The 19069-nt window shown below is 68.0% G+C and carries 20 protein-coding genes and 1 riboswitch; of the genes, 15 read left to right on the top strand and 5 right to left on the bottom strand.

All coding sequences use genetic code 11. From position 1 onward, the window contains the following. Positions 1 to 11: 11 nt before the first annotated feature. Positions 12 to 2384, bottom strand: coding sequence for a S8 family peptidase (locus tag AZL_RS04270; RefSeq protein ID WP_247894274.1), 2373 nt, complete (start codon positions 2382 to 2384; stop codon positions 12 to 14). Between the two features lie 119 nt (positions 2385 to 2503). After that, positions 2504 to 3487, bottom strand: a complete 984-nt coding sequence (locus AZL_RS04265; protein WP_012973439.1) for an AAA family ATPase — start codon at positions 3485 to 3487, stop codon at positions 2504 to 2506. A gap of 355 nt (positions 3488 to 3842) precedes the next feature. Between AZL_RS04265 and AZL_RS04260 the strand changes: the two genes are divergently transcribed. Beyond that, positions 3843 to 4784: an ArdC family protein gene (locus AZL_RS04260; protein WP_012973438.1), complete on the top strand. Its 942-nt coding sequence runs from the start codon at positions 3843 to 3845 to the stop codon at positions 4782 to 4784. 62 nt (positions 4785 to 4846) lie between these two features. On the opposite strand, the gene AZL_RS04255 is transcribed toward AZL_RS04260, so the two are convergent. Beyond that, a complete protein-coding gene (locus AZL_RS04255) occupies positions 4847 to 5038 on the bottom strand; it encodes a hypothetical protein (RefSeq protein WP_247894273.1) in 192 nt (63 codons plus the stop codon). 201 nt (positions 5039 to 5239) lie between these two features. On the opposite strand from AZL_RS04255, the gene AZL_RS04250 reads away from it, so the two are divergent. The 5 genes from AZL_RS04250 to AZL_RS33990 all read left to right on the top strand — a co-directional run bounded on the left by AZL_RS04250 (position 5240) and on the right by AZL_RS33990 (position 9878). Beyond that, entirely contained in the window at positions 5240 to 7354 is a 2115-nt protein-coding gene (locus AZL_RS04250; protein WP_012973437.1) for a ParB/RepB/Spo0J family partition protein, read from the top strand. A 63-nt stretch (positions 7355 to 7417) separates the two neighbouring features. Then, positions 7418 to 8149 carry a hypothetical protein gene (locus AZL_RS04245; protein ID WP_012973436.1) on the top strand — a complete coding sequence of 244 codons (732 nt, stop codon included), beginning with the start codon at positions 7418 to 7420 and terminating at the stop codon, positions 8147 to 8149. A gap of 71 nt (positions 8150 to 8220) precedes the next feature. Continuing rightward, a complete protein-coding gene (locus AZL_RS04240; RefSeq protein WP_012973435.1) occupies positions 8221 to 8451 on the top strand; it encodes a DUF6117 family protein in 231 nt (76 codons plus the stop codon). Positions 8452 to 8543: 92 nt separating this feature from the next. Then, positions 8544 to 9056, top strand: a complete 513-nt coding sequence (locus AZL_RS04235) for a hypothetical protein (RefSeq protein WP_012973434.1) — start codon at positions 8544 to 8546, stop codon at positions 9054 to 9056. 64 nt (positions 9057 to 9120) lie between these two features. Further along, a protein-coding gene (locus AZL_RS33990; RefSeq protein WP_148219189.1) for an IS5-like element ISAzs9 family transposase occupies positions 9121 to 9878 on the top strand; the annotation gives its coding sequence in 2 pieces (ribosomal slippage) (positions 9121 to 9448 and positions 9448 to 9878; 759 coding nt in all). 338 nt (positions 9879 to 10216) lie between these two features. Here AZL_RS33990 and AZL_RS04220 read toward each other — a convergent pair. Next, positions 10217 to 10762 carry a DUF2244 domain-containing protein gene (locus AZL_RS04220; RefSeq protein WP_012973431.1) on the bottom strand — a complete coding sequence of 182 codons (546 nt, stop codon included), beginning with the start codon at positions 10760 to 10762 and terminating at the stop codon, positions 10217 to 10219. A gap of 70 nt (positions 10763 to 10832) precedes the next feature. After that, positions 10833 to 11387 (bottom strand): DUF2946 domain-containing protein, encoded by a 555-nt coding sequence (locus tag AZL_RS04215; protein ID WP_247894272.1) that lies wholly within the window; start codon positions 11385 to 11387, stop codon positions 10833 to 10835. Positions 11388 to 11481: 94 nt separating this feature from the next. After that, a riboswitch (cobalamin riboswitch) is annotated at positions 11482 to 11731 on the top strand. 173 nt (positions 11732 to 11904) lie between these two features. On the opposite strand from AZL_RS04215, the gene AZL_RS04210 reads away from it, so the two are divergent. The 9 genes from AZL_RS04210 to cydB all read left to right on the top strand — a co-directional run bounded on the left by AZL_RS04210 (position 11905) and on the right by cydB (position 19057). Next, the gene (locus AZL_RS04210; protein WP_012973429.1) at positions 11905 to 12585 is read left to right on the top strand and encodes an energy-coupling factor ABC transporter permease; all 681 of its coding nucleotides are present in this window, start codon (positions 11905 to 11907) and stop codon (positions 12583 to 12585) included. Positions 12586 to 12744: 159 nt separating this feature from the next. Further along, entirely contained in the window at positions 12745 to 13173 is a 429-nt protein-coding gene (locus AZL_RS04205) for a DUF2946 family protein (protein WP_247894271.1), read from the top strand. A gap of 99 nt (positions 13174 to 13272) precedes the next feature. After that, complete coding sequence (locus AZL_RS36830; protein WP_012973427.1) at positions 13273 to 13929, top strand: TonB-dependent siderophore receptor; 657 nt, start codon at positions 13273 to 13275, stop codon at positions 13927 to 13929. After that, positions 13842 to 14615 (top strand): TonB-dependent siderophore receptor, encoded by a 774-nt coding sequence (locus AZL_RS33985; RefSeq protein WP_052293620.1) that lies wholly within the window; start codon positions 13842 to 13844, stop codon positions 14613 to 14615. Before AZL_RS36830 ends, AZL_RS33985 begins: the two co-directional genes overlap by 88 nt. A gap of 129 nt (positions 14616 to 14744) precedes the next feature. Continuing rightward, the gene (locus AZL_RS04195) at positions 14745 to 15167 is read left to right on the top strand and encodes a DUF2946 family protein (RefSeq protein ID WP_158305960.1); all 423 of its coding nucleotides are present in this window, start codon (positions 14745 to 14747) and stop codon (positions 15165 to 15167) included. 281 nt (positions 15168 to 15448) lie between these two features. Continuing rightward, positions 15449 to 16012 carry a hypothetical protein gene (locus tag AZL_RS04190; protein WP_042442494.1) on the top strand — a complete coding sequence of 188 codons (564 nt, stop codon included), beginning with the start codon at positions 15449 to 15451 and terminating at the stop codon, positions 16010 to 16012. A gap of 72 nt (positions 16013 to 16084) precedes the next feature. Next, complete coding sequence (locus AZL_RS04185) at positions 16085 to 16318, top strand: hypothetical protein (protein WP_012973423.1); 234 nt, start codon at positions 16085 to 16087, stop codon at positions 16316 to 16318. 17 nt (positions 16319 to 16335) lie between these two features. Next, positions 16336 to 17895: a cytochrome ubiquinol oxidase subunit I gene (locus AZL_RS04180; protein WP_012973422.1), complete on the top strand. Its 1560-nt coding sequence runs from the start codon at positions 16336 to 16338 to the stop codon at positions 17893 to 17895. Positions 17896 to 17905: 10 nt separating this feature from the next. Further along, on the top strand, positions 17906 to 19057 hold the full coding sequence (cydB, locus tag AZL_RS04175; protein WP_012973421.1) for a cytochrome d ubiquinol oxidase subunit II: 1152 nt from the start codon (positions 17906 to 17908) through the stop codon (positions 19055 to 19057). Positions 19058 to 19069 lie beyond the last annotated feature (12 nt).

Raw genomic sequence — 19069 nt, 5'->3', positions numbered from 1 at the left:
CGGCCGGCGAACTACCGGCGGAGTCCGATCACGGTTGGGATCGCCAGGCGCGTGGCGACCGGCGTGTAGATGTCCACCGGTGCGCCGGGGGCGCGAATCGAGACGATCAGGGCGTAACGGGCCGGCGTGCTCCAGCGATCCAGGAAGGGCTTCTCCTTCCACCAGCCACCGACCGGGAAGACGCCGATGGCGTCGCGCGACGCCAGCTCGGCCGCGGTTCCCCGCCACCAGTCCGAATGGATCGAGCCGCGGTCGCGCAGGGTGCCGAGCAGCCAGCCGTCGCTACCGGTCGCTGTGGCCGTGCCCCCTTCCTCCTCCTCGCGGGCCGCCTTGTTGATGCGGCGTCGGAAGTCGTCCAGCGGCTCGGTCGCGCGTTTGACGGCGAAACGCAGGGCGTGCGACGCGTAGCGGTGCCGCCGCGTCCAGCCGCGCTCACCGGGATTGGGCTCGACGAAGTACGACAGCGTAAGGCGCAGTTCCACGGGCAGTTCGCCAAGCGCCTCCAGCTCGTCGCGCGGCCAGGGCAGCCGGTGCAGGTTCATGTTCTTCATCGTCGCCGTGCTGCCGTCGCGCTGAAACGGCTGCACCTCGTCCTCGACCATGAGGGTGAGGTCGTTGCTGGCGCTCAGCAGAGCCCGCCCGAGGTCCGGCACGCCATAGCCATAGCGGCGCAACAACGCCTGCATCTGGCGCTTTCCGCCGCAGGCGTCGAATCGCGCCCGCATTGCCGGAGTCCATTCCGCGGCTTGGACGATCAGCCCGCGCACCGTCTCCGGCCACAGCCGGGGCCGGGCCGCCATGATCCGGGCGGCCATGTTGGCCGCCAGGGCCGTGGCGCCGCTGGTGTCGCCCAGCGTGTCGAACAGGCGTCGCGCGGGCCGGTAATGGGTCGTCAGCAGTTGCAGGTCGTCGATGGCTTCCGGCGGAAAGCGGCCATCCCCAGCGAGATTGCCGCCTTCGAACGTCACCTCGGGCTTGATCGGCCATTGGCGATCCCACAACACCGACGTCCGGCTGCGCGGAGAAAGATCTCCCGCGGGAGCCAGAGGCGCCCAGCCGTCATAGGCCGGATCGGTGATGGTGATCTTGTCCGTGCAGGCACCGATCGTCAGCGCGTTCCACGCCTGGGCAGGGTCTTCGACCGGCTCCAGATCGTTCCGGTCGAGGTAGGCGGCCGGATCGAGGTCATCCCGGATGTTGCCGGCCGAAACGACCACGAGGCGGCGCCCGGTTTCGTCGAAGCAAAGCTGATCGATGGCGGACGACCACGACGACGGCCTCCCGCGTGACGGGCTCGGGCTGGTCACCGCCATGCAGACGACTCGGTTGCGGAACGGCGCCTGCACCTCGGCGCGGGCGATGGCTTCACCGGTGAGCGCGCCGTACAACTCCGGCTCGTTGTCCGGAACGCCGTCGGGCGGCAGGATCTTCACGCTTTCCAGCCGATGGGACAGGGTGACCGGATCGGCCGTCTCCAGGATCGCGTGCAGATCGCCGTAGAGCGCGGCCCCCGCCATGGCCGTGCCGTGCCCCAACCACCGGCCAGCGGTGTCGGCCACGCCCCAATCCGGATTGACCGTGTGCAGGTCAGCATCGGCAAGAGCCGGGCGCAACAGCGGGTGTCCCGCCGTAGCGCCGCTGTCGAGCAGGCAAACAGCGCTGGCAGCGCCATCCGGCGGTGTCAGGCGACCGAGAAGCTCATCCGTCCACTCCCGCTGAGCGGCCCCATCCATGGCGAGGAACATGGCCGGCGTGTCCTTGGCCGCCCGCAATTCAGCCACGGCGTCGCTGTTGCGCACCAGCCGGGTCATCGTGGCCTCATCGGCCAGGGCGAGCACCACGTCCCGTTCGGGAAAGCGGACGGCGTGCGGCTTCACAGGCACGTTCAACCGCCCGGCGACTCGCTCAAACGGGGGCCGTGTGCCGCGACGCAGCCAAACCTCCCACCAGATCGCCTGACCGGGGGGCGGATACAGCGCGTCCGCATCGGTGAACAGTGAGCGCACGGTGGCCACGCGCACCGTTTCAAGGCGGGTGACCAGAGCTTGGTTCTTCGGGTGGCCCTTGGCCGTCTGTTCGGTCCGGTAGGCTTCCACCTTGTCCAGATAGAACGACTCGGCGCCGGCCGGGACGAACACCGTGGCGGCAACCGGCCCGGCCGGATCGCCGGGATCGCGGACGGCGACGACCTCCACCGCCTTGCGGCGGTCGCCGAGCTGGTCGATGGCGGCCCGTTCGGCAGCGGCGATCTCGACCTCCAGATAGAAGCCCGGCCTGCCTTCGGCGATGTCGGGCTCCCGCGCCGCCATCTCGCGGCGTCCGCCCGCGAGCGCTTCGCCGATGGCCCGTTCGAGTGCCTGCGCGTGGCCCTCACGGTCGCGCAACGGCAGTGGACGGGGCGTGATCTTCTGCGGTGGGGGCTGTAGGGCTCGGAGGTGCCGCCGCCTTCGACGTGGAGGTGCGGCCGGTCGCGCGGAGTATCGGGCATCGGCACGGTCTGCGGCTATTCCGTAGTGGCGCGCCGCTCCGCGATGGCCGCGAGCAACGCTTCGGTGGTGATCGTGATACCGCCGTCGAGCACGGCGGCCTTGGCGGCTTCATCCGCAGCGCGGGTCGATTCGGCATGGCTCAGGCCGACGGCAGCCTCCGCGACGGCTTTCCAATCGATCCGGTCCACCGTGAACGCGACGAGACGCGCCTTGAGCAACCGCTCGATCAAGGCGGCATCGGGCAGCGTGTACTCCAGAATGTCGTCGAACCGGCGGAACAAGGCCCGATCAAGCAAATCCGCATGATTCGTCGCCGCGACGATCAGGCTCTGGCTGTCGTCCTGCTCCAGGAATTGCAGGAAGGAGTTGAGAACGCGCCGGATTTCACCGACATCGTTATCGGCCGTGCGGCGGGCGCCAAGCGCGTCGAACTCGTCGAAGAAGTACACACCCCGAGTCGCCGCCATCGCCTCGAACACGAGCCGCAGCTTGCCCGCCGTGTCCCCCATGAACTTGGAGATGAGACCGTCGAGCACGACGGTGAACAGCGGCAGCCGCAGTTCACCGGCCAACGCCGCCGCCGTCATCGTCTTGCCCGCCCCGGGCGGTCCGACGAGCAGGAGCTTGCGGCGCGGCACGAGGCCATGTGCGCGAAGCCGTTCCTGCTGCGTCTGTTCCAGAAGCGTACGCCGCAGGCGCCGCTCGACGCCGTCGGTCAGCACCATGCTGTTGAGCCGCACGTCCGAATATCGGACAGACAACAGGTTCGCCAGCTCGCCCTTCGGCTGAACCAGCGGTACGGGGCCGCCGGGCCGCCGCTCGACCGCGCTCGGCCGGACCTTGGCTGCATCGATCAGGTCGCGCAGTTCCTGGGCCAGCTTGCCGTGTCCCTGGCGCGCTTCAAGCGCAGCAACCTGCATCGCCACCGAGAGGAACTGCTGTTCATCCCCGGCGATGTGGCTCTTGAGCAGGGCAATGATGTGGCGTGCGGCGGTCATGATGAGAACGATATAGAAACGACGGTGGTGATCCCAAGGATCGGCAGACGCGCTTGGCGCGCACCGAGTCTAACGGCTTCTTGCCACATTGTATCCTGCCGTTGAGCGGCCCGTCGATTTTGGTGTGGATAACCATCCTGAGGGCGGGCTCCAACGATGACATAGGCCATCCGCGCCAAGCTCCCCGCCAATGGAGCCTGGGTGAGAGGGCGCCAGAGGATCGAAATCGGCAATCCGGAACCCCCTGTCATCTGTTGCGGCACCACGCCGAAAAGGGAGAGGGCCGGGAGGGGAACCATGACGGGCTTGGAAGCGGGAGGAAAGGCCTCCGGCCGGTCCGTCAGGGAGACCCGCCATGCCCGATGCCCCCTACCCCGTCCGCTCTTCTGCCGGACGCGCCAGCCTGTACGCCGAGATCACCACCCGCATCATTGCCGAGCTGGAAGCCGGGCGGCTGCCCTGGGTGCAGCCCTGGGGAACCTCCGGCGCCGTCGCACCCCTTGGACTGCCGCGCAATGTCGTCTCCGGCCGCAGCTACAGCGGCATCAACGTCCTGATCCTGTGGGGCGCCGTTTTCGCCGGCGGCTTCTCTGGCCAGAACTGGCTGACCTACCGGCAAGCCCGGTCGCTGGGCGGCACCGTCCGCCGGGGCGAGCGCGGCACCACATTGGTCTATGCCGACCGCTTCGTTCCCGACCGTGAGCGCCGGCGCGCGCGGGAGACGGGCGACGACGCCCAGCCCATTCCTTTCCTGAAACGTTTCACCGTCTTCAACACCGATCAGTGCGAAGGCCTGCCGGAGGACATCGCCTCGGCGCCGCCGCCGATCGCGGCAGGACTGATCCTGCCGCGGGCCGAAGCACTGATCCGCGCCAGCGGGGTCGATGTCCGCATCGGCGGCGCCAGGGCCTTCTACAATCTCCAGCATGATTACGTTCAGGTGCCGCCTCCCCAGGCCTTCTTCGAGCCGGTGAACTGGCACCACACCGCGCTGCACGAGCTGGGGCACAGCACCGGCCATCCCAGCCGGTTGGGCCGCGACCTGTCCGGTGCCTTTGGCTCGCGCAAATATGCCTTCGAGGAGCTGGTGGCGGAAATCGCCTCGGCCTATCTCTGCGCGGCGCTCGGCATCGTGCCGACCGTCCGCCATGCCGATTACATCGGCAGCTGGTTGGACGTGCTGCGGGCCGACGATCACGCCATCGTCCGCGCCGCCAGTGCCGCTTCCAAGGCCGCCGATTACCTGTTGGCCCTTATGCCGGCGGATGTCGAGGGCGAAGAGCAAGCAGTCGCCTGAGAAAGGGTCGTTGGCCTCAACCGGGGGGATGCGGAAGACCGTCGGGTCCGACCGTGTCCCTCTTATTCTGTCGGCGCTTGCCGGGCAGGATCCGGACGCAGGCGCCAGAAGGCGATGGTCCGCACCGTCCGCAGGGCGTTGGCGTTGTCGGCCATCGGCATGTGGCGCCGGAGTTCCGCCACGGCGGGCCATTCGCCCTGCTCGTCGAACGCCCGCTGCACCGCCTCGGCCATCGCCTCATCCACCACGAACATCGGCGGCTCTCCCCCCTGTCGACCGGCTGGGATCATGCGCGCTGCCGCTGGTCCCGGCAAGGCACCGGTCGGACTGCGGGCATCGTGTCGGACACCTGGTGAGGCTCGGCCAGGGGAGAGGACGAGGATGGTGGGGGTGGGGTGAACGGGTGAGGAGATCGGGAGAGAGGCTCCCGGCCGCCCGTTGCGGAGATTACCGCCATGGCCACCGCCAAGATCGTCCTGAACGCCTCGCGCGACATCCCCTTCAACAAGCTGGTGCTGTCCCAGGCCAACGTCCGCAAGGTCAAGGCCGGCGTCTCGATCGAGGAGCTTGCCGAGGACATCGCCCGGCGCACCCTGCTGCACAGCCTCGCCGTCCGCCCGGTGCTCGACGCCGAGGGGGCCGAGGGGGCCGAGACCGGCGTCTACGAGGTGCCTGTCGGCGGGCGCCGCTTCCGGGCGCTGGAACTGCTGGTCAAGCAGAAGCGCATGACCAAGACCCAGCCGGTGCCTTGCGTCGTGCGGACCGGCGGCTTTGCCGAGGAGGATTCGCTGGCCGAGAACCTGCAACGCGAACCGCTGCACCCGCTCGACCAGTTCCGCGCCTTCCAGACCCTGCGCGAGGCCGGGCTCGGCGAGGAGGAGATCGCCGCCCGCTTCTTCGTCGGCGCCGGTGTGGTCAAGCAGCGGCTGAAGCTGGCCACCGTCGCCGCTCCGCTGCTCGACGCCTACGCCGACGACAAGATGACCTTGGAGCAGTTGATGGCCTTCACCGTCACCGACGACCAGGCGCGGCAGGAGCAGGTGTGGGAGGCGCTGTCGAAGGCCTACAGCCGCGAGCCCTATCAGATCCGCCGGCTGCTGACCGAGGGAGCGGTGCGGGCCTCGGACAAGCGGGCGCTGTTCGTCGGCCTTGAGGCTTACGAGGCGGCTGGCGGGGTGGTGATGCGTGACCTGTTCCTGCACGACGATGGCGGCTGGTTGCAGGACCCGGCGCTGCTCGACCGGCTGGTGGCGGAGATGCTGGAGGCCGAGGCGGCGACCGTCCGGGCCGAGGGCTGGAAGTGGGTCGAGGTGGCGCTGGCCTTTCCCTACGGCCACAGCCGGGGGCTGCGTCGCCTGAGCGGCGAGCCGGTGCCACTCAGCGAGGCGGAACAGGCGACCTACGACGCGCTGCACGCCGAGTATGAGCGGTTGGAGGGGAACGACCCGGCCGATGCCGGGGAACTGGACGCGGTGGCGCAACGGTTCGTCGAGATCGACGTCGCGTTGCGGGCGCTCGAGGATCGGCCGGCGGTCTACGAGACGGCGGAGGTGGCGCGGGCCGGGGTCTTCGTCAGCGTCGATGCCGAGGGGCAACTCCAAATCGACCGCGGCTATGTGCGGCCGGAGGACGAGGCGCCGGTCGAGCCGGTGGCCGTGCCCGGCAACGATGGGCAGGTGGCCACCCCATCGGCGGCTGGTGCGGGTGGGGCGGTCGCCGCCCAGCCGGCGATCATCACCGGAAACGCCCAGGTTTCGGCACCGGCCCCCGTGTCGGTCGTGGGACCGGAGGCGCCGAAGGAAGAGGAGGGGCTGCGGCCGCTGCCCGACCGGCTGCTGACCGAACTGAGCGTGCATCGCACCCTGGCCCTGCGCGATGCGGTGGCCGGCGATCCCGACATCGCCTTCCTGGCGGCGCTGCACGCGCTGTGCCTGCGGAGCTTTTACCAGCGCGGCGGCGGGTCCTGCCTGGACCTGGAGCTGAAGAGCGCCGGCTTCGGCGTGCAGCCGCCCGATCTGGCCGCCAGCGCCTCGGCCAAGGCGATCGACGCCCGTCAACGTTCCTGGGGCGGCCAGTTGCCGCAGGCCGCCGCCGATCTTTGGGCCACGCTGTCGGCGTTCGACGGCGACAGCCGGGCGGCCTTGTTCGCCCACTGCGTTTCCTTCGGCGTCAACGCCGTCCATGAGCCGTGGAACCGCAACCCGCAGCGCTTGGCCCACGCCGATGCCCTGGCCCAGGCGGTCGGTCTCGACATGGCGGCGGCCGGCTGGGCGCCGACGGTCGATGCCTATCTCGGCCGGGTGCCCAAGGCGCGCATTCTGGAGGCGGTGCGCGAAGCCCGTGGTCCGGAGGCGGCGCAGCTGATCGATCATCTGCGAAAACCCGACATGGCCAAGGAGGCCGAGCGGCTGCTCGCCGGCAGCGGCTGGCTGCCGGAACCACTGCGTCCGCCGACGGACGCGTCGATGGAGGGGGATGCCGGTGCGGAAGGGGACGACACCGAGGTCCTGCCGGCTTTCCTGACCGGCGACGGTGAAGCTCCGGTCCCGACCGAGGCGGTGGCCGCGTGATTGCGAACGCGTGGAGCGGCTTCGGCCGCTCCACGTTCGTCCTTGTCCTTTGAGGAGGCCGCCATGGTGGAGTTCCACGATCCCACCGTCGTTCAACAGCCGATTTCATTCGCCGACCTGACGCCGTTGGAACATCTGGTCCTCACCCGCATCTTCGACATCGAGGAAACCGGGGGCGGGCTGTTGCTCCATGCCGCGCTCGGCCCGCGCGAGAGCATTGCCGTTTCCATCGGGGAGGTGAGGACCGCCCTGGCGGCATCCGCCTCGGTCCCCGGCCGGTTGGTGCCCTTCCTGTCCCAGCGTTTGCCCGACGCCGGCGTCACCGATGGGGTGGTGGCGTTCGATCTCAGCGGCTTGTCCTGGACCTTCGTTCTACAAGACATTGTGCGCCGTTCGCCCGCCCTCCCCTATGTCACGGCGGTCACCGCGTTCACCTGCACCGCCATGCGGCCGGACGGCTTCGGCGGCATGGCGGTGCTGATCACCGCCGACGTCATCCGCAGCGTCTCGACCAACGACATCCTGGAGACGTGGCTGGCGGACGGTGTGGTGCGGCGGGAGCACAGACTGCCGCGTCTCGTGGAGGACAAGGTTCGGGCCGAGGTCCGGGCCGCCATCGACGCCGACGAAACCCTAACCCGGCTGGCGCCGGAGATGGTGAGCGACGCCGACATCCACGCCACCTGCCGGGCGGTGGCGGCGAACCGCGATCTCGGTCAGGAGCACGGCACCGCGCGATTCCGGGCGGCACTGGCCACCATCCGCGCGGCGGAACGCCGCCTCGTCGGCTCCTGATCCATGTCCGCCATCCTGTTCCTTTTCGAGTCCGGCCGCCGCGCCGGGCTTCTTTCTTTTGGGAGAGCCCCATGCCGATCCCCGACTTTATCAAGACGAATTTCGCGACGCTGTTGCGTGCCGCGGCGGCCGGCGATCTGGCGCTGGTGGAGGGCACCGACGCCCGCACCGGCGAGACCCGCTTTATTCTCTGTGCCGTCGCTCGACGCGGTGGCGAGGTCGTGCTCACGCCCTTTGGGCAGCTTGCCGATGGCAACCCCTACGAGCTTTACAACCCGCCCTTCGATCCCGGCGGCGGGTAGAGGACGAGGGCAGCGGGGCGTGGTTGAGCCGGAGCGGATCGAGAGAGCATCCCCCGGCCCCTGGTTTCTCCTGCTCTCCCGGATCCTCCGCCATGACCTTGATTGCCGAATCCCGAGTCTCCGCTGAGGCCGTCGTGTCTCCGACGCCGGGGTGCACCGCGTCCGCCCTGTACGCCGCCGCCGAACGGCTGCTGCCCGATCTCGAACACGGCCGCGCCGTCGATGCCGGCATGCTGCGCGCGGCGATGACCGCGGCGTTCGGCGGTTCCGACGCCGAGGGCGCCTGGAACTGGAAGCTGGCCTATGATGCCGGCGAGGCGGCGCAGTTGCTGCTTCTGCGCCGTTTCGGTCCGGCCATGCGCGCCCGTGCCAAGACTCCGGCGGCGTTCCTGGCGATGCTGGAGCGGGTGGCAGCGCTGCTGCCCAGCCAGACCCGGCGCTCCGAGGAAAGCCAGGCCCGGCAGCAATTCTCGACGCCGCTGCCGCTCGGCGCGGTGGTGGCCGCCGCGGCGGCGTTGACGCCGGACGACCGCGTGCTGGAACCATCGGCCGGCACCGGCCTGCTGGCGATCTTCGCCGAACTGGCGGGGGCTAGGGCCTGTTGACATTCGCGTTGAGAAGAGGCTTCCGGTGGTCGTAGAAATTTGATTCAAGGCTACCAAAAGGGAGGTGGCCTTGGATCGGATTGTATTGCGAGATGATCAGTGGGAGCGGATAGCGCCGCTTCTTCCCGGCAAAGTGGGCGACCCTGGCCGCTCGGCAGCGGACAATCGCCTGTTTTTGGAGGCGGTCCTGTGGATCGTCCGCGTTGGAGCGCCCTGGCGGGACTTGCCCGCAGCGTTCGGCAATTGGAACTCGGTGTTCCAGCGCTATCGCCGATGGGCCAAGGCCGGTGTCTTCGACGAGGTCTTCGCCGCTTTATCGAGCGACGCGGACTTCGAGTACGCGATCATTGATGGCACGATTGTCCGGGTGCATCAGCACGGTACCGGCGCAAGGGGGGGACTCAGGCTCAGGCCATCGGTCGCTCTCGTGGCGGGCTGACGACCAAGATCCTGGCCGTCGTCGATGCGTTGGGGAACCTTGGGCGCTTCATCCTGCTGCCGGGCCAGCGACATGACAGCGTCGGCGTCGAACCGGTGCTGGACGGTATCGAATTCTCCGCCTTGCTGGCTGACAAAGCCTTCGACAGCAACGCCATCCGTATCTTGATCGCCGAGCGAGGCGCGGTCGCCGTCATTCCGTCCAAGGCCAACCGATCTCCCCCGATTCCCCACGACGCCGAGATGTACAAATGGCGCCATCTGGTCGAGAACTTCTTCTGCAAAATCAAAGAATTCCGACGCATCGCCACACGATACGACAAAACTGATACAAGCTTCGCCGCTGCCATTAACCTCGTCGCTACCGTCTTGGTAACACGATGAATGTCAACAGGCCCTAAGAGTTTCAGAGGCGAGCTGTAGATCAACAGGCAGTTCGCCCGAAAGGAGACTATCAGCAGCGGTGATCCGAGCGAGGCGCCCAGATTGGCCTGAGCGAGGATGGTGAAGAAACTTACCAATCAAGCTTTTAGCGCATCGAAATGGCGGATGCCGGTTATGTGCGTGCGCGACAACGGGACACCCCGCACATGGCGGGCCTTCAGCCGCAACCGAATGCCGCCGCCATTTCAAGTGGGCGGGAAAGAAGGCAGACATGCCGTTGCCGGATCGGCCGCTCCGTCCTATGGGCGCAGAAGAGCCGCTAGCAATGTATTGGCAGATCAACGCGATACGGCCGCCGGGCCGAGATGCCGCGCCAGCGCGTTCGCCAGATCCAGCCGCTCGCGCCCGGTTAGGAAGGCGCCGACCGTTTCCGACCGGCCATGGCTGGTCAGGCGCAGACATGGGCCGCCGGGCCGACCGTGCTCGACGATCAGCCGCAGCCAGCCCGTCTGCCATTCGCTGGAGGTCCGCCGCCCTGCCCCGTCGATGCGTTCGACCAGGGTGCGGTCCGGCCAGACGCGGATACGCTCGGACTGCCGCCGGCGCCGTGCATCGCCGATCACCGACCAGATGGCGAAGGCAAGGACGATCAGGGAATAGAGCGCCATCGGCCACGCCCCGAGGCGCAGCCAGGCGAACAGGGTGATTGCGAAATAAGCGGTCAGAACGGCAACGAAGATGAGGCGGCCATTGCGGGTGCCGCTGTCATTGGGGGTGGCAACGGCGTCGAACAGCGGTTCGTCCGTCTTCACCGCGCGATCGGGCGGGACGACGGGGGAGAGCGCTGTCGCGACGGCCGCGTCCCCGAAACAGGTGTCGGGCATGCGGAAGCTCCGGTCAATCGGTCATGGAGCGGCACCGGCAGGTCTGAACCCCACCGATGCCAAGGACGGATCAACCGTTGGCCGGAGGCGCCCGGGCTTGAAGGGAGGATAGGAACCACCCGGCGGCGATGCGGCTGCCAGGCAGGAACTCGGGCCCATGCCGCAAGAATCCGACGGTCACCGGAAGCGGGCCGAGCGGCGGCATCGCCAGACCGCCGACCAGGGGGCACAAGGGGCAGGAGCCATCGGTAACGCCCGCATCGGAAGGGGCGCCGTCCGGGTCGGCCGGGACACCGTGATCGTCCAGAGCCACGGTCTTGAACCCGTCCGCCGTACAGATCACGATCCGATTGGTTTCGGCCCTGGCCGACGAAATCCAGGCGGGCATCCAGGCCCAGGAAACGATCTGGAACAGCAATGCGACCGCTCCGGCCAAACAGCCGGTCCGCCACACCCGTCCCCGTCCGTTCCGCTTCAGCAGCATCCCGCTCCGCCGACCTTGAAACCGTGCCCAGGACACGATGCGGGACACCATAGCCCAGGCGCGATACTTTGGACGAACGCTTTTTGTACGAAGTTTCACATCGGACACCGCGAAGCGGATCGTCGTCCTGACCTCGATCATGTCCCTTTTCCAAAGAAAAGCCCGCCATCCGGCAGGCCGTGCCGGCATCGGGCGAACACCGGGAGTCGCCCTTGACGGCGGGGGCGACCCACCCTACCGTGGGGATGGTTATGGTTCCCCGCATCGTTATGCTGCGGGGCTAAGAGGGAAGCCGGTGCGCCACCCCCGTCAGGGATCGGTAGCAAGTCCGGCGCTGCCCCCGCAACTGTGAGCGGCGAGCCGCATCGTCCAAATCCGTGTCACTGGCGCTTGGCTCCCCTCGGGAGACTGGCCGCGCCGGGAAGGCCGGACGGCGTGGCAACGACCCGCAAGCCAGGAGACCTGCCATAACCAGACGAAAATCCTCGGGCGGGGTGCCCCGGTGATCGCTTGCCGATGCACGGTCCCGACCGGCCCGCTTTCCGCAAGCCATCCATCCGGCATGCCGCTCCAGAGGATCGGGGAACGACGCGCGCGGCTGCCCCCGCGGCGGCCATCCCGACTCATTTCTGGGCAGGTTCGGAAAAGGGAAAGCGGCATGCATATCGAACCCGGCGTCGTCGACGGCGCCAAGATCCTCCTCAGCTACGCAACGGCGGCAGGCGCCTTCGCGCTGGCCGGGAAAATGGCGCTCGATGCCATCCGCAACAATGGCGGGGCCGTTTCGCTGGCGCTGCGCAGCCTGATCACCACGGCTCTCGTCTTCTGCTTCTTCGAAGTTCTGCCGCATCATCCGGTGGGCGTGTCGGAGGTCCACCTCATCCTCGGCTCGACCCTGCTGCTGCTGTTCGGGTCCGGTGCCGCCGCCATCGGCCTCGCCGCCGGCCTGCTGATCCAGGGTGTGTTCTTCGCTCCCTTCGACCTGCCGCAGTACGGCATGAACGTCACCACGCTGTTGGTGCCGCTGTGGGGAATCGGCCTGCTGGCGAAGCGCATCGTTCCGGCCGCCACCCCCTATGTCGAGCTGAAATACTCGCAGGCTCTCGCACTCTCCACCGCCTATCAGGGCGGCATCGTCGCCTGGGTCGCCTTCTGGGCCATCTACGGCCACGGCTTCACGGCGGAGAACCTCGCGGAGGTCGCCAGCTTCGGCGCCGCCTACATGAGCGTCATCATCATCGAGCCGCTGGCGGACCTCGCGGTCCTGGCCGCCGCCAAGGCACTGCACCGTTACAGCCAGGGGCCGCTGTTCAACCAGCGCCTTCACCAGGGCGCCTGACCAGCCTCATCCCATCGGACGGCGGCGCCCGTCCGTCCGATGGGATGCCTTGCGGCCCGGGTCACCGGCTCTGCGTTGTGGCTTGCCCGGCTTCCGCTTCCGTGCGATGACATGGCTGCCGCAACCTTCGGCGGTACCTGCCGTAAGCGACCATCCCCCGTGTTCTTTTCCCGCTCCGTCATGGACCGCGTCCGCCGAGCCGGCCTTCTGGCCGGAGCGCTGGCGTTCGTTGTCCAGATGATGGTGTGGAGCGCGACGATGCCGGCGATGGCGCTGGACGGACTGCCGCCGGATGCGGAAACCATCGCCATCTGTTCCGCCGACGGCATCAAGACGATTGTCGTCGGGTCGGATGGGCTGGCTCCTCCGGCCCCCACCGATGATGGCTCCGGGGCCACCGGCCCGGTGAAGGATCACTGCCCGCTCTGCCCGACCGTCACCGGTGCGGGGCTTCCGCCGCAGGCGCAGACGTCCCTGCCTGCCGAGACCATGGCGGCGGCCGACGCCAGAGCCCTGCCCGGCGCCGTGATCGCGGCCGGCTGGTTCCTGTCCAGTCTCCAGGCCCGCGCGCCGCCTGCCGCCGGCTGAACCGGCACCCCCCTCCCCTTTCCATCCGCATCACGAGCGAAGCCTTTGGCATGGCGTGACCGTCACGCCTGCTCTCTTCTGCGCGCCTGCACCATCCCCATGCCGCGCTTCCGGGCGAACTGGGCGACGGCCGGCCGTGGGAAATGGCTGACCGATGATCGGACATCACCCATTCTTTATGAAAGTGCATCATCCCTCATGACGTTCACTCATGGACAGGGCGCACTCCTGCTGGTCGGCGCCGTGGTGCTGTCGACGGGCACTGTCTCGGCTCAGGACGCTGTGCAACTGGAACCGATCACGCTCTATGCAGGCAAAGACGGCGCCGTCATCGACGGATATCGGGCCGTTACCACGAACAGCGCGACCAAGACGGAAACCCCGTTGAAGGAAACGCCGCAATCGGTCGTGGTCGTGACGCCGCAGCTGCTGCGCGATCAGGGCGTGACCACCATTGCCGAAGGGTTGCTGATGTATATGGACATGATGCCGGTCGGCTCGGTGGATCTGCTGACCCCGTCGGCATGGCCGAAATGGACCATGCCCCAGGGGTTGGCCATGACCGACGGCGACGCCACCTACACGACGGCGGGCGGCTTCGCTCAGCTCTGCAATCCACGCTCGGAAAGCTCCATCTCCTGGGCGGCCTGCGGCTGGCCTATCTGGGAATGGATTCGGTATCGATCAATTATGCCCGCACCGACACGCTCAACGAGACGCGGATCCTGCCCCGCATCGGCGCCGTCTATGACCTGACCGACCGGATTTCGGCGTTCGCCAGCTATTCCGAAGGCATGAAGGCCAATCCCTTCACCTTCTACGCCGGCAGCCCCAAGCTCGAATATTCCCGCCAGGCCGAAATCAGGGTCAAGTTCGACAGCGGGACGGGGCTTTCCGGCAGCCTGGCCGCCTTTCGGATCGAGCGGGAGAACGTCCCCGTTACCAACCCGACCGACCCCTTCATGCTGACCAGCATTCCCGAAGGCCAGCAGATGTCGAAAGGCTTCGAGGCCGATCTGGTCTGGCAGCCGTCGGGCCCATGGAAGCTGATCGCGAACTACGCCTACACCAGGGCTGAGCTGACCGCGGACATTCCCAATGGCGCGCCGGCGGGATCGACGCTGCCGGGCGTTCCCCGCCATTCGGGCGGTCTGTGGCTGGACTACGACACCCGCACCGCGGACAGTGAGGGCTGGCGCGTGGGTGGCGGGATCCATGCGGTGTCGTCAGCCAACATCGACCAGATGAACCTCTACAAGACCGCCGGCTACGCGACGATCGACGCGTCGGCCAGCTACACTGGCGATCGGTTCTCGGTCGGGCTCTTCGCCAAGAACCTGACCGACCGCAATTACTTCACGCCGTATTACAGGTATCTCGACGGGCGCGCGGCGCGCGGCGAAGGCCGGAAGATCCTTCTCAACGGCACCAAGACCTTCTGAGTGGACAGGCATCGCAAGGCCAGCCAGCCCGATGCCCCTTTTCGGAGTAATGACTTGCCCGGATCCGTGTTCCGTGCAATGACTTGACCGTCTCGCCCGATGGCGGCCCCCCAGGAGCAAACGGGTCCCGTGCCTCGCCTCCCCCCCCTCATCGACCGCATCCGCCGGGTCGGCCTTATGGCCGGCGCGATGGCATTTGTGCTCCAGATGATGGTGTGGAGCATGGTGATGCCGGCGATGGCGCTGGATGGAGCCCCGGCGGGTGCCGAAGCCGTCACCATCTGTTCCCCGAACGGCTTCAAGACAGTGTTCATCGGGTCCGACGGCCAGCCGGTCGCCCCCGAAGACGGCTCCGGTTCCGGCAATGCGGCGAAGGATCACTGCCCGCTCTGCCCGACCGTCACTGGTGCCGGGCTCCCGCCACAGGTGCAGACGGCCATTCCCGCCGAGAGCATGGCGATGACCGATGCCCGGACCCTGCCCGGCGACGTGATCGCGGCCGGCTGGTTCCTGTCCAGTCTCCAGGCCCGCGCACCGCCTGCCGCCGGCTGAGCCGGCGCTCCCTTCCCTTTCCGTCCGCACTCCGAACGGCGCTTCCACCGCGTGGCATCCCGATGCCGCGGTCCATGGACATGCCTGGAGTCCTTGCGTGACGGACAGAATGCCCCGGCATCTCTCCCGCGGTCGCCTGCGGCCCGTCCGAGCAAACCAAGCCTCCTCCGTGCCGGGGATCCGCCACCGTGCGGACTCAATACAAACGGAAAGGATGGCGTGGCCGCCACCTCCCGCTCGCTGAACCCATTCGCGCGGCCTTGACCGCGAAGCCATCCGCCATGACCGATGTCCCGCCGTTTCCAGACCGACCGCCGCGCGCCGCCACCGGCCGCGCCGCGTCCGGCTGTCCACGGCAGACATCGCCGAACGCTACGGGCCTTTTTACACGGCTGCGCATCGGCGCCCTGGCCTGTCTGGCCCTGCTGACCCTGCAAATCCTGGCCGCCGGCCTGCCGCCCCCGTCCGCCGGTTCCGCACTGCCCTTTGCACCGCCCTTCGCGCAGGAGCTGCTCGGCGACCGCATCGTCATCTGCACCTCCGCCGGCCTCGTCGTCATCGACCGGCGAACCGGCGAGCGCATCGCCGCCGAAACCGCCCCAAGCCGGCGCACCGATGGGGTTCCCGTCGATGATGCGCATGGCGGAGCCTTCTGCCTGTTCTGCCTGCCACTGCTGCACGGCAACAGCCAGACGCCGCCTCCCGTCGAATGCCCGGTGCCGGCGTCGCGCCCCGTCCTTTGGCGCCCCATTCCCGCCTCCTCCGACACGCTTACAGGCCGGCCTTCGGGCAGCGCCTGGCCGCGCGGACCGCCGCCGCTCCCGCCCCCGTCTCCAGCGATCTGACCGAGCCGCCATCCAGACAGCCGCGCCGGCCCATCGGGCCGAACGCCTTCCCCTTGTCCGAAAGGACCCGATATGAGCATGCGAGGCGACGGTGAAGCATCCGCTCCACCCTGCGATCCCTACCGCCCGGCGGCCCGGTCACGCTTCTTCCACTCCCCGCTCTCCCGCACCATCACGGCGACCTTGCTGGTCAAGCTGTGCGTGGTTGTGGCGATGCGGATGTTCCTGTTCGACGGCGCGCACCGCCCGGTCGTCGATGCGTCCGCCATGGACCGCCATCTGACGCTGTCGGCGTCGCCGCGTTGAGGATTCGAAGACCCACGATGTTCGATCTCGATCCGATGAGCCTGTCACGCCTGCAATTCGGCATGACGGCGCTCTACCATTTCCTGTTCGTGCCCCTGACGCTGGGGCTGTCCTTCCTGCTGGCCATCATGGAAAGCGTTTATGTCATGACCGGCCGGCCGATCTGGCGCGACATGACCCAGTTCTGGGGCAAGCTGTTCAGCATCAACTTCGCCATGGGGGTGGCCACCGGCATCACCATGGAGTTCCAGTTCGGCACCAACTGGGCCTATTACAGCCACTATGTCGGCGACATCTTCGGCGCCCCGCTGGCCATCGAAGGGCTGATGGCCTTCTTCCTGGAATCCAGCTTCGTCGGGCTGTTCTTCTTCGGCTGGAACCGGCTGTCGAAGCTCGGGCATCTGACGGTGACCTGGCTGGTCGCCATCGGCTCCAACCTGTCGGCGCTGTGGATCCTGATCGCCAACGGCTGGATGCAGAACCCCGTCGGTGCGGAGTTCAATCCCGACACCATGCGGATGGAACTGGCCTCCTTCTGGGATCTGCTGTTCAACCCGGTGGCGCAGGCGAAATTCGTCCACACCGTCAGCGCCGGCTATGTCACCGGCTCGATCTTCGTGCTGTCGGTCAGCGCCTGGTATCTGCTGAAGGGCCGTCATCGCGCTTTCGCCACCCGCTCGATGATCGTCGCCTCGGCATTCGGGCTGGCCGCCGCCCTGTCGGCCGCCGTGCTGGGAGACGAGAGCGGATACACCGTCAGCGAGCACCAGAAGGTCAAGCTGGCCGCCATCGAAGCGATGTGGGAGACCGAACCGGCTCCGGCCGGCTTCACCCTGTTCGCCATTCCCGACCAGCAGGCGCGGGAGAACCACGCGGCGGTGACCGTCCCCTGGGCGCTGGGGCTGATCGCCACCCGCTCGGCCAACACGGTGCTGCCGGGCATCGACGATCTGGTCCGGCGGGCGGAGGCCCGCATCCGCAACGGCCTGATCGCCTACGACGCGCTGGAGCGGTTGCGCGCCAACCGTGGCGACGCCGAGGCCCGCGCCACGCTGGCGGCACGGGCCGGCGATCTGGGACACGCCCTGCTGCTGAAGCGCTATGTGGCCGATCCACGGACGGCGGACGACGCCACCATCGCGCGGGCGGCCAACGACGTGATCCCCGCCGTCCCGCCGCTGTTCTGGAGCTTCCGGGTGATGGTGGGGCTCGGCTTCTTCTTCATCGGCCTGTTCGCCATCGCCTTCTGGCGGTCCTGCCGCCGCGACTTCGATCATCCGCTGTTCCTGAGGATCTGCGTCTGGTCGCTGCCGCTGCCCTGGCTGGCGGCGGAGCTGGGTTGGGTCGTGGCCGAATATGGCCGCCAGCCCTGGGCCATCGACGGCGTACTGCCGACCTTCCTCGCCTCCTCGGCGCTGTCGGCCGGACAGGTGCTGTTCTCGCTGTCCGGCTTCGTCCTGTTCTACACCTCGCTGCTGATCGTCGACGTGATCCTGATGCGCAAATACATCCGCATCGGCCCGGCGGACGCCCTGCGGCCTCCCTCCCCCGCCCCACAGCCCATCCCGGCCGCCTGAGGATCCGACCATGGAAATCCTGTTCGATTACGAGCATCTCCGCCTGATCTGGTGGCTGTTCCTGGGCGTCCTTCTGATCGGCTTCGCCGTGATGGACGGCTTTGATCTGGGGGTCGCCGCCCTGCTGCCGCTGGTCGCCCGCACCGACCTGGAGCGGCGCGTCGCCATCAACAGCATCGGCCCGGTGTGGGACGGCAATCAGGTCTGGCTGATCCTGGGGGCCGGCGCCATCTTCGCCGCCTGGCCGGCGATCTATGCCGCCGCCTTCTCCGGCTTCTACATCGCGCTGTTCCTGGTGCTGGTCACGCTGATCCTGCGCCCGGTCGGGTTCGAGTTCCGCAACAAGTTCGCCGACACCCGCTGGCGCGGCTTCTGGGACGCCGCCCTGGTGGCGGGCGGGGTGGTGCCGTCGCTGGTCTTCGGCGTCGCCTTCGGCAACCTGCTGCAAGGGGTGCCCTTCCGCATCGACGGCGACCTGCGCGTGTTCTACGAGGGCGGCGGGCTGCTGGAGTTGCTCAACCCCTTCGGCCTGCTGGCCGGGCTGCTGTCGCTCGCCATGCTGACCACCCATGGCGCCGTCTATCTCGCCCTCAAGACCGACGGCGCAGTCAGGCAACGCGCCGCCGCCTATGTCCGCGCCGGCGCGCCGGTCACCATCCTACTGTTCCTGCTGGCCGGGCTGTGGGTCGCGCTGGGGCTGCCGGGCTACGCCCTGGTCGGAACCGTGGTGACCGATGGGCCGTCCAACCCGCTGTTCAAGCAGGTGGAGCTGCGGCCGGGCGGCTGGCTCGCCAACTATGCATCCCATCCCTGGACGGTCGCGGCGCCGGTGCTGGGCGTGCTCGGCCCGGCTTGCGCCTTCATCGCCACCCTGAAGGACAGGCCGGGCGCCGCCTTCATCGCCAGCGCCACCGGCATCGCCGGTATCATCGCCACGGCGGGGGTCAGCATGTTCCCGATGCTGATGCCCTCCAGCATCGTCCCGTCGGCCAGCCTGACGGTGTGGGACGCCTCCTCCAGCCACCGTACGCTGCTGGTGATGCTGGTGGCGACGCTGATCTTCCTGCCGCTGATCCTGGCCTACACCGGCCTGATCTTCCGCGTCCTGCGCGGACGGGTCGGGCCGGCGGACATCCAGCGCAACCCCTCCAGCCTCTATTGAATCATCCCCAAC

The sequence above is a fragment of the Azospirillum sp. B510 genome, assembly GCF_000010725.1.
GTDB lineage: Bacteria > Pseudomonadota > Alphaproteobacteria > Azospirillales > Azospirillaceae > Azospirillum > Azospirillum lipoferum_B.
The sequence above is the reverse complement of the archived record's forward strand: the minus strand, read 5'-3'. Positions and strand labels throughout refer to the sequence as shown.

Coding starts and splice junctions, on each gene's coding strand:
- AZL_RS04265 (WP_012973439.1), bottom strand. CDS start 3,487: ATGACCGCCGCACGCCACATCATTGCCCTGCTCAAGAGCCACATCGCC.
- AZL_RS04260 (WP_012973438.1), top strand. CDS start 3,843: ATGCCCGATGCCCCCTACCCCGTCCGCTCTTCTGCCGGACGCGCCAGC.
- AZL_RS04255 (WP_247894273.1), bottom strand. CDS start 5,038: ATGTTCGTGGTGGATGAGGCGATGGCCGAGGCGGTGCAGCGGGCGTTC.
- AZL_RS04250 (WP_012973437.1), top strand. CDS start 5,240: ATGGCCACCGCCAAGATCGTCCTGAACGCCTCGCGCGACATCCCCTTC.
- AZL_RS04245 (WP_012973436.1), top strand. CDS start 7,418: ATGGTGGAGTTCCACGATCCCACCGTCGTTCAACAGCCGATTTCATTC.
- AZL_RS04240 (WP_012973435.1), top strand. CDS start 8,221: ATGCCGATCCCCGACTTTATCAAGACGAATTTCGCGACGCTGTTGCGT.
- AZL_RS04235 (WP_012973434.1), top strand. CDS start 8,544: ATGACCTTGATTGCCGAATCCCGAGTCTCCGCTGAGGCCGTCGTGTCT.
- AZL_RS04220 (WP_012973431.1), bottom strand. CDS start 10,762: ATGCCCGACACCTGTTTCGGGGACGCGGCCGTCGCGACAGCGCTCTCC.
- AZL_RS04215 (WP_247894272.1), bottom strand. CDS start 11,387: ATGATCGAGGTCAGGACGACGATCCGCTTCGCGGTGTCCGATGTGAAA.
- AZL_RS04210 (WP_012973429.1), top strand. CDS start 11,905: ATGCATATCGAACCCGGCGTCGTCGACGGCGCCAAGATCCTCCTCAGC.
- AZL_RS36830 (WP_012973427.1), top strand. CDS start 13,273: ATGCCGCGCTTCCGGGCGAACTGGGCGACGGCCGGCCGTGGGAAATGG.
- AZL_RS33985 (WP_052293620.1), top strand. CDS start 13,842: ATGGATTCGGTATCGATCAATTATGCCCGCACCGACACGCTCAACGAG.
- AZL_RS04190 (WP_042442494.1), top strand. CDS start 15,449: ATGACCGATGTCCCGCCGTTTCCAGACCGACCGCCGCGCGCCGCCACC.
- AZL_RS04185 (WP_012973423.1), top strand. CDS start 16,085: ATGAGCATGCGAGGCGACGGTGAAGCATCCGCTCCACCCTGCGATCCC.
- AZL_RS04180 (WP_012973422.1), top strand. CDS start 16,336: ATGTTCGATCTCGATCCGATGAGCCTGTCACGCCTGCAATTCGGCATG.
- cydB (WP_012973421.1), top strand. CDS start 17,906: ATGGAAATCCTGTTCGATTACGAGCATCTCCGCCTGATCTGGTGGCTG.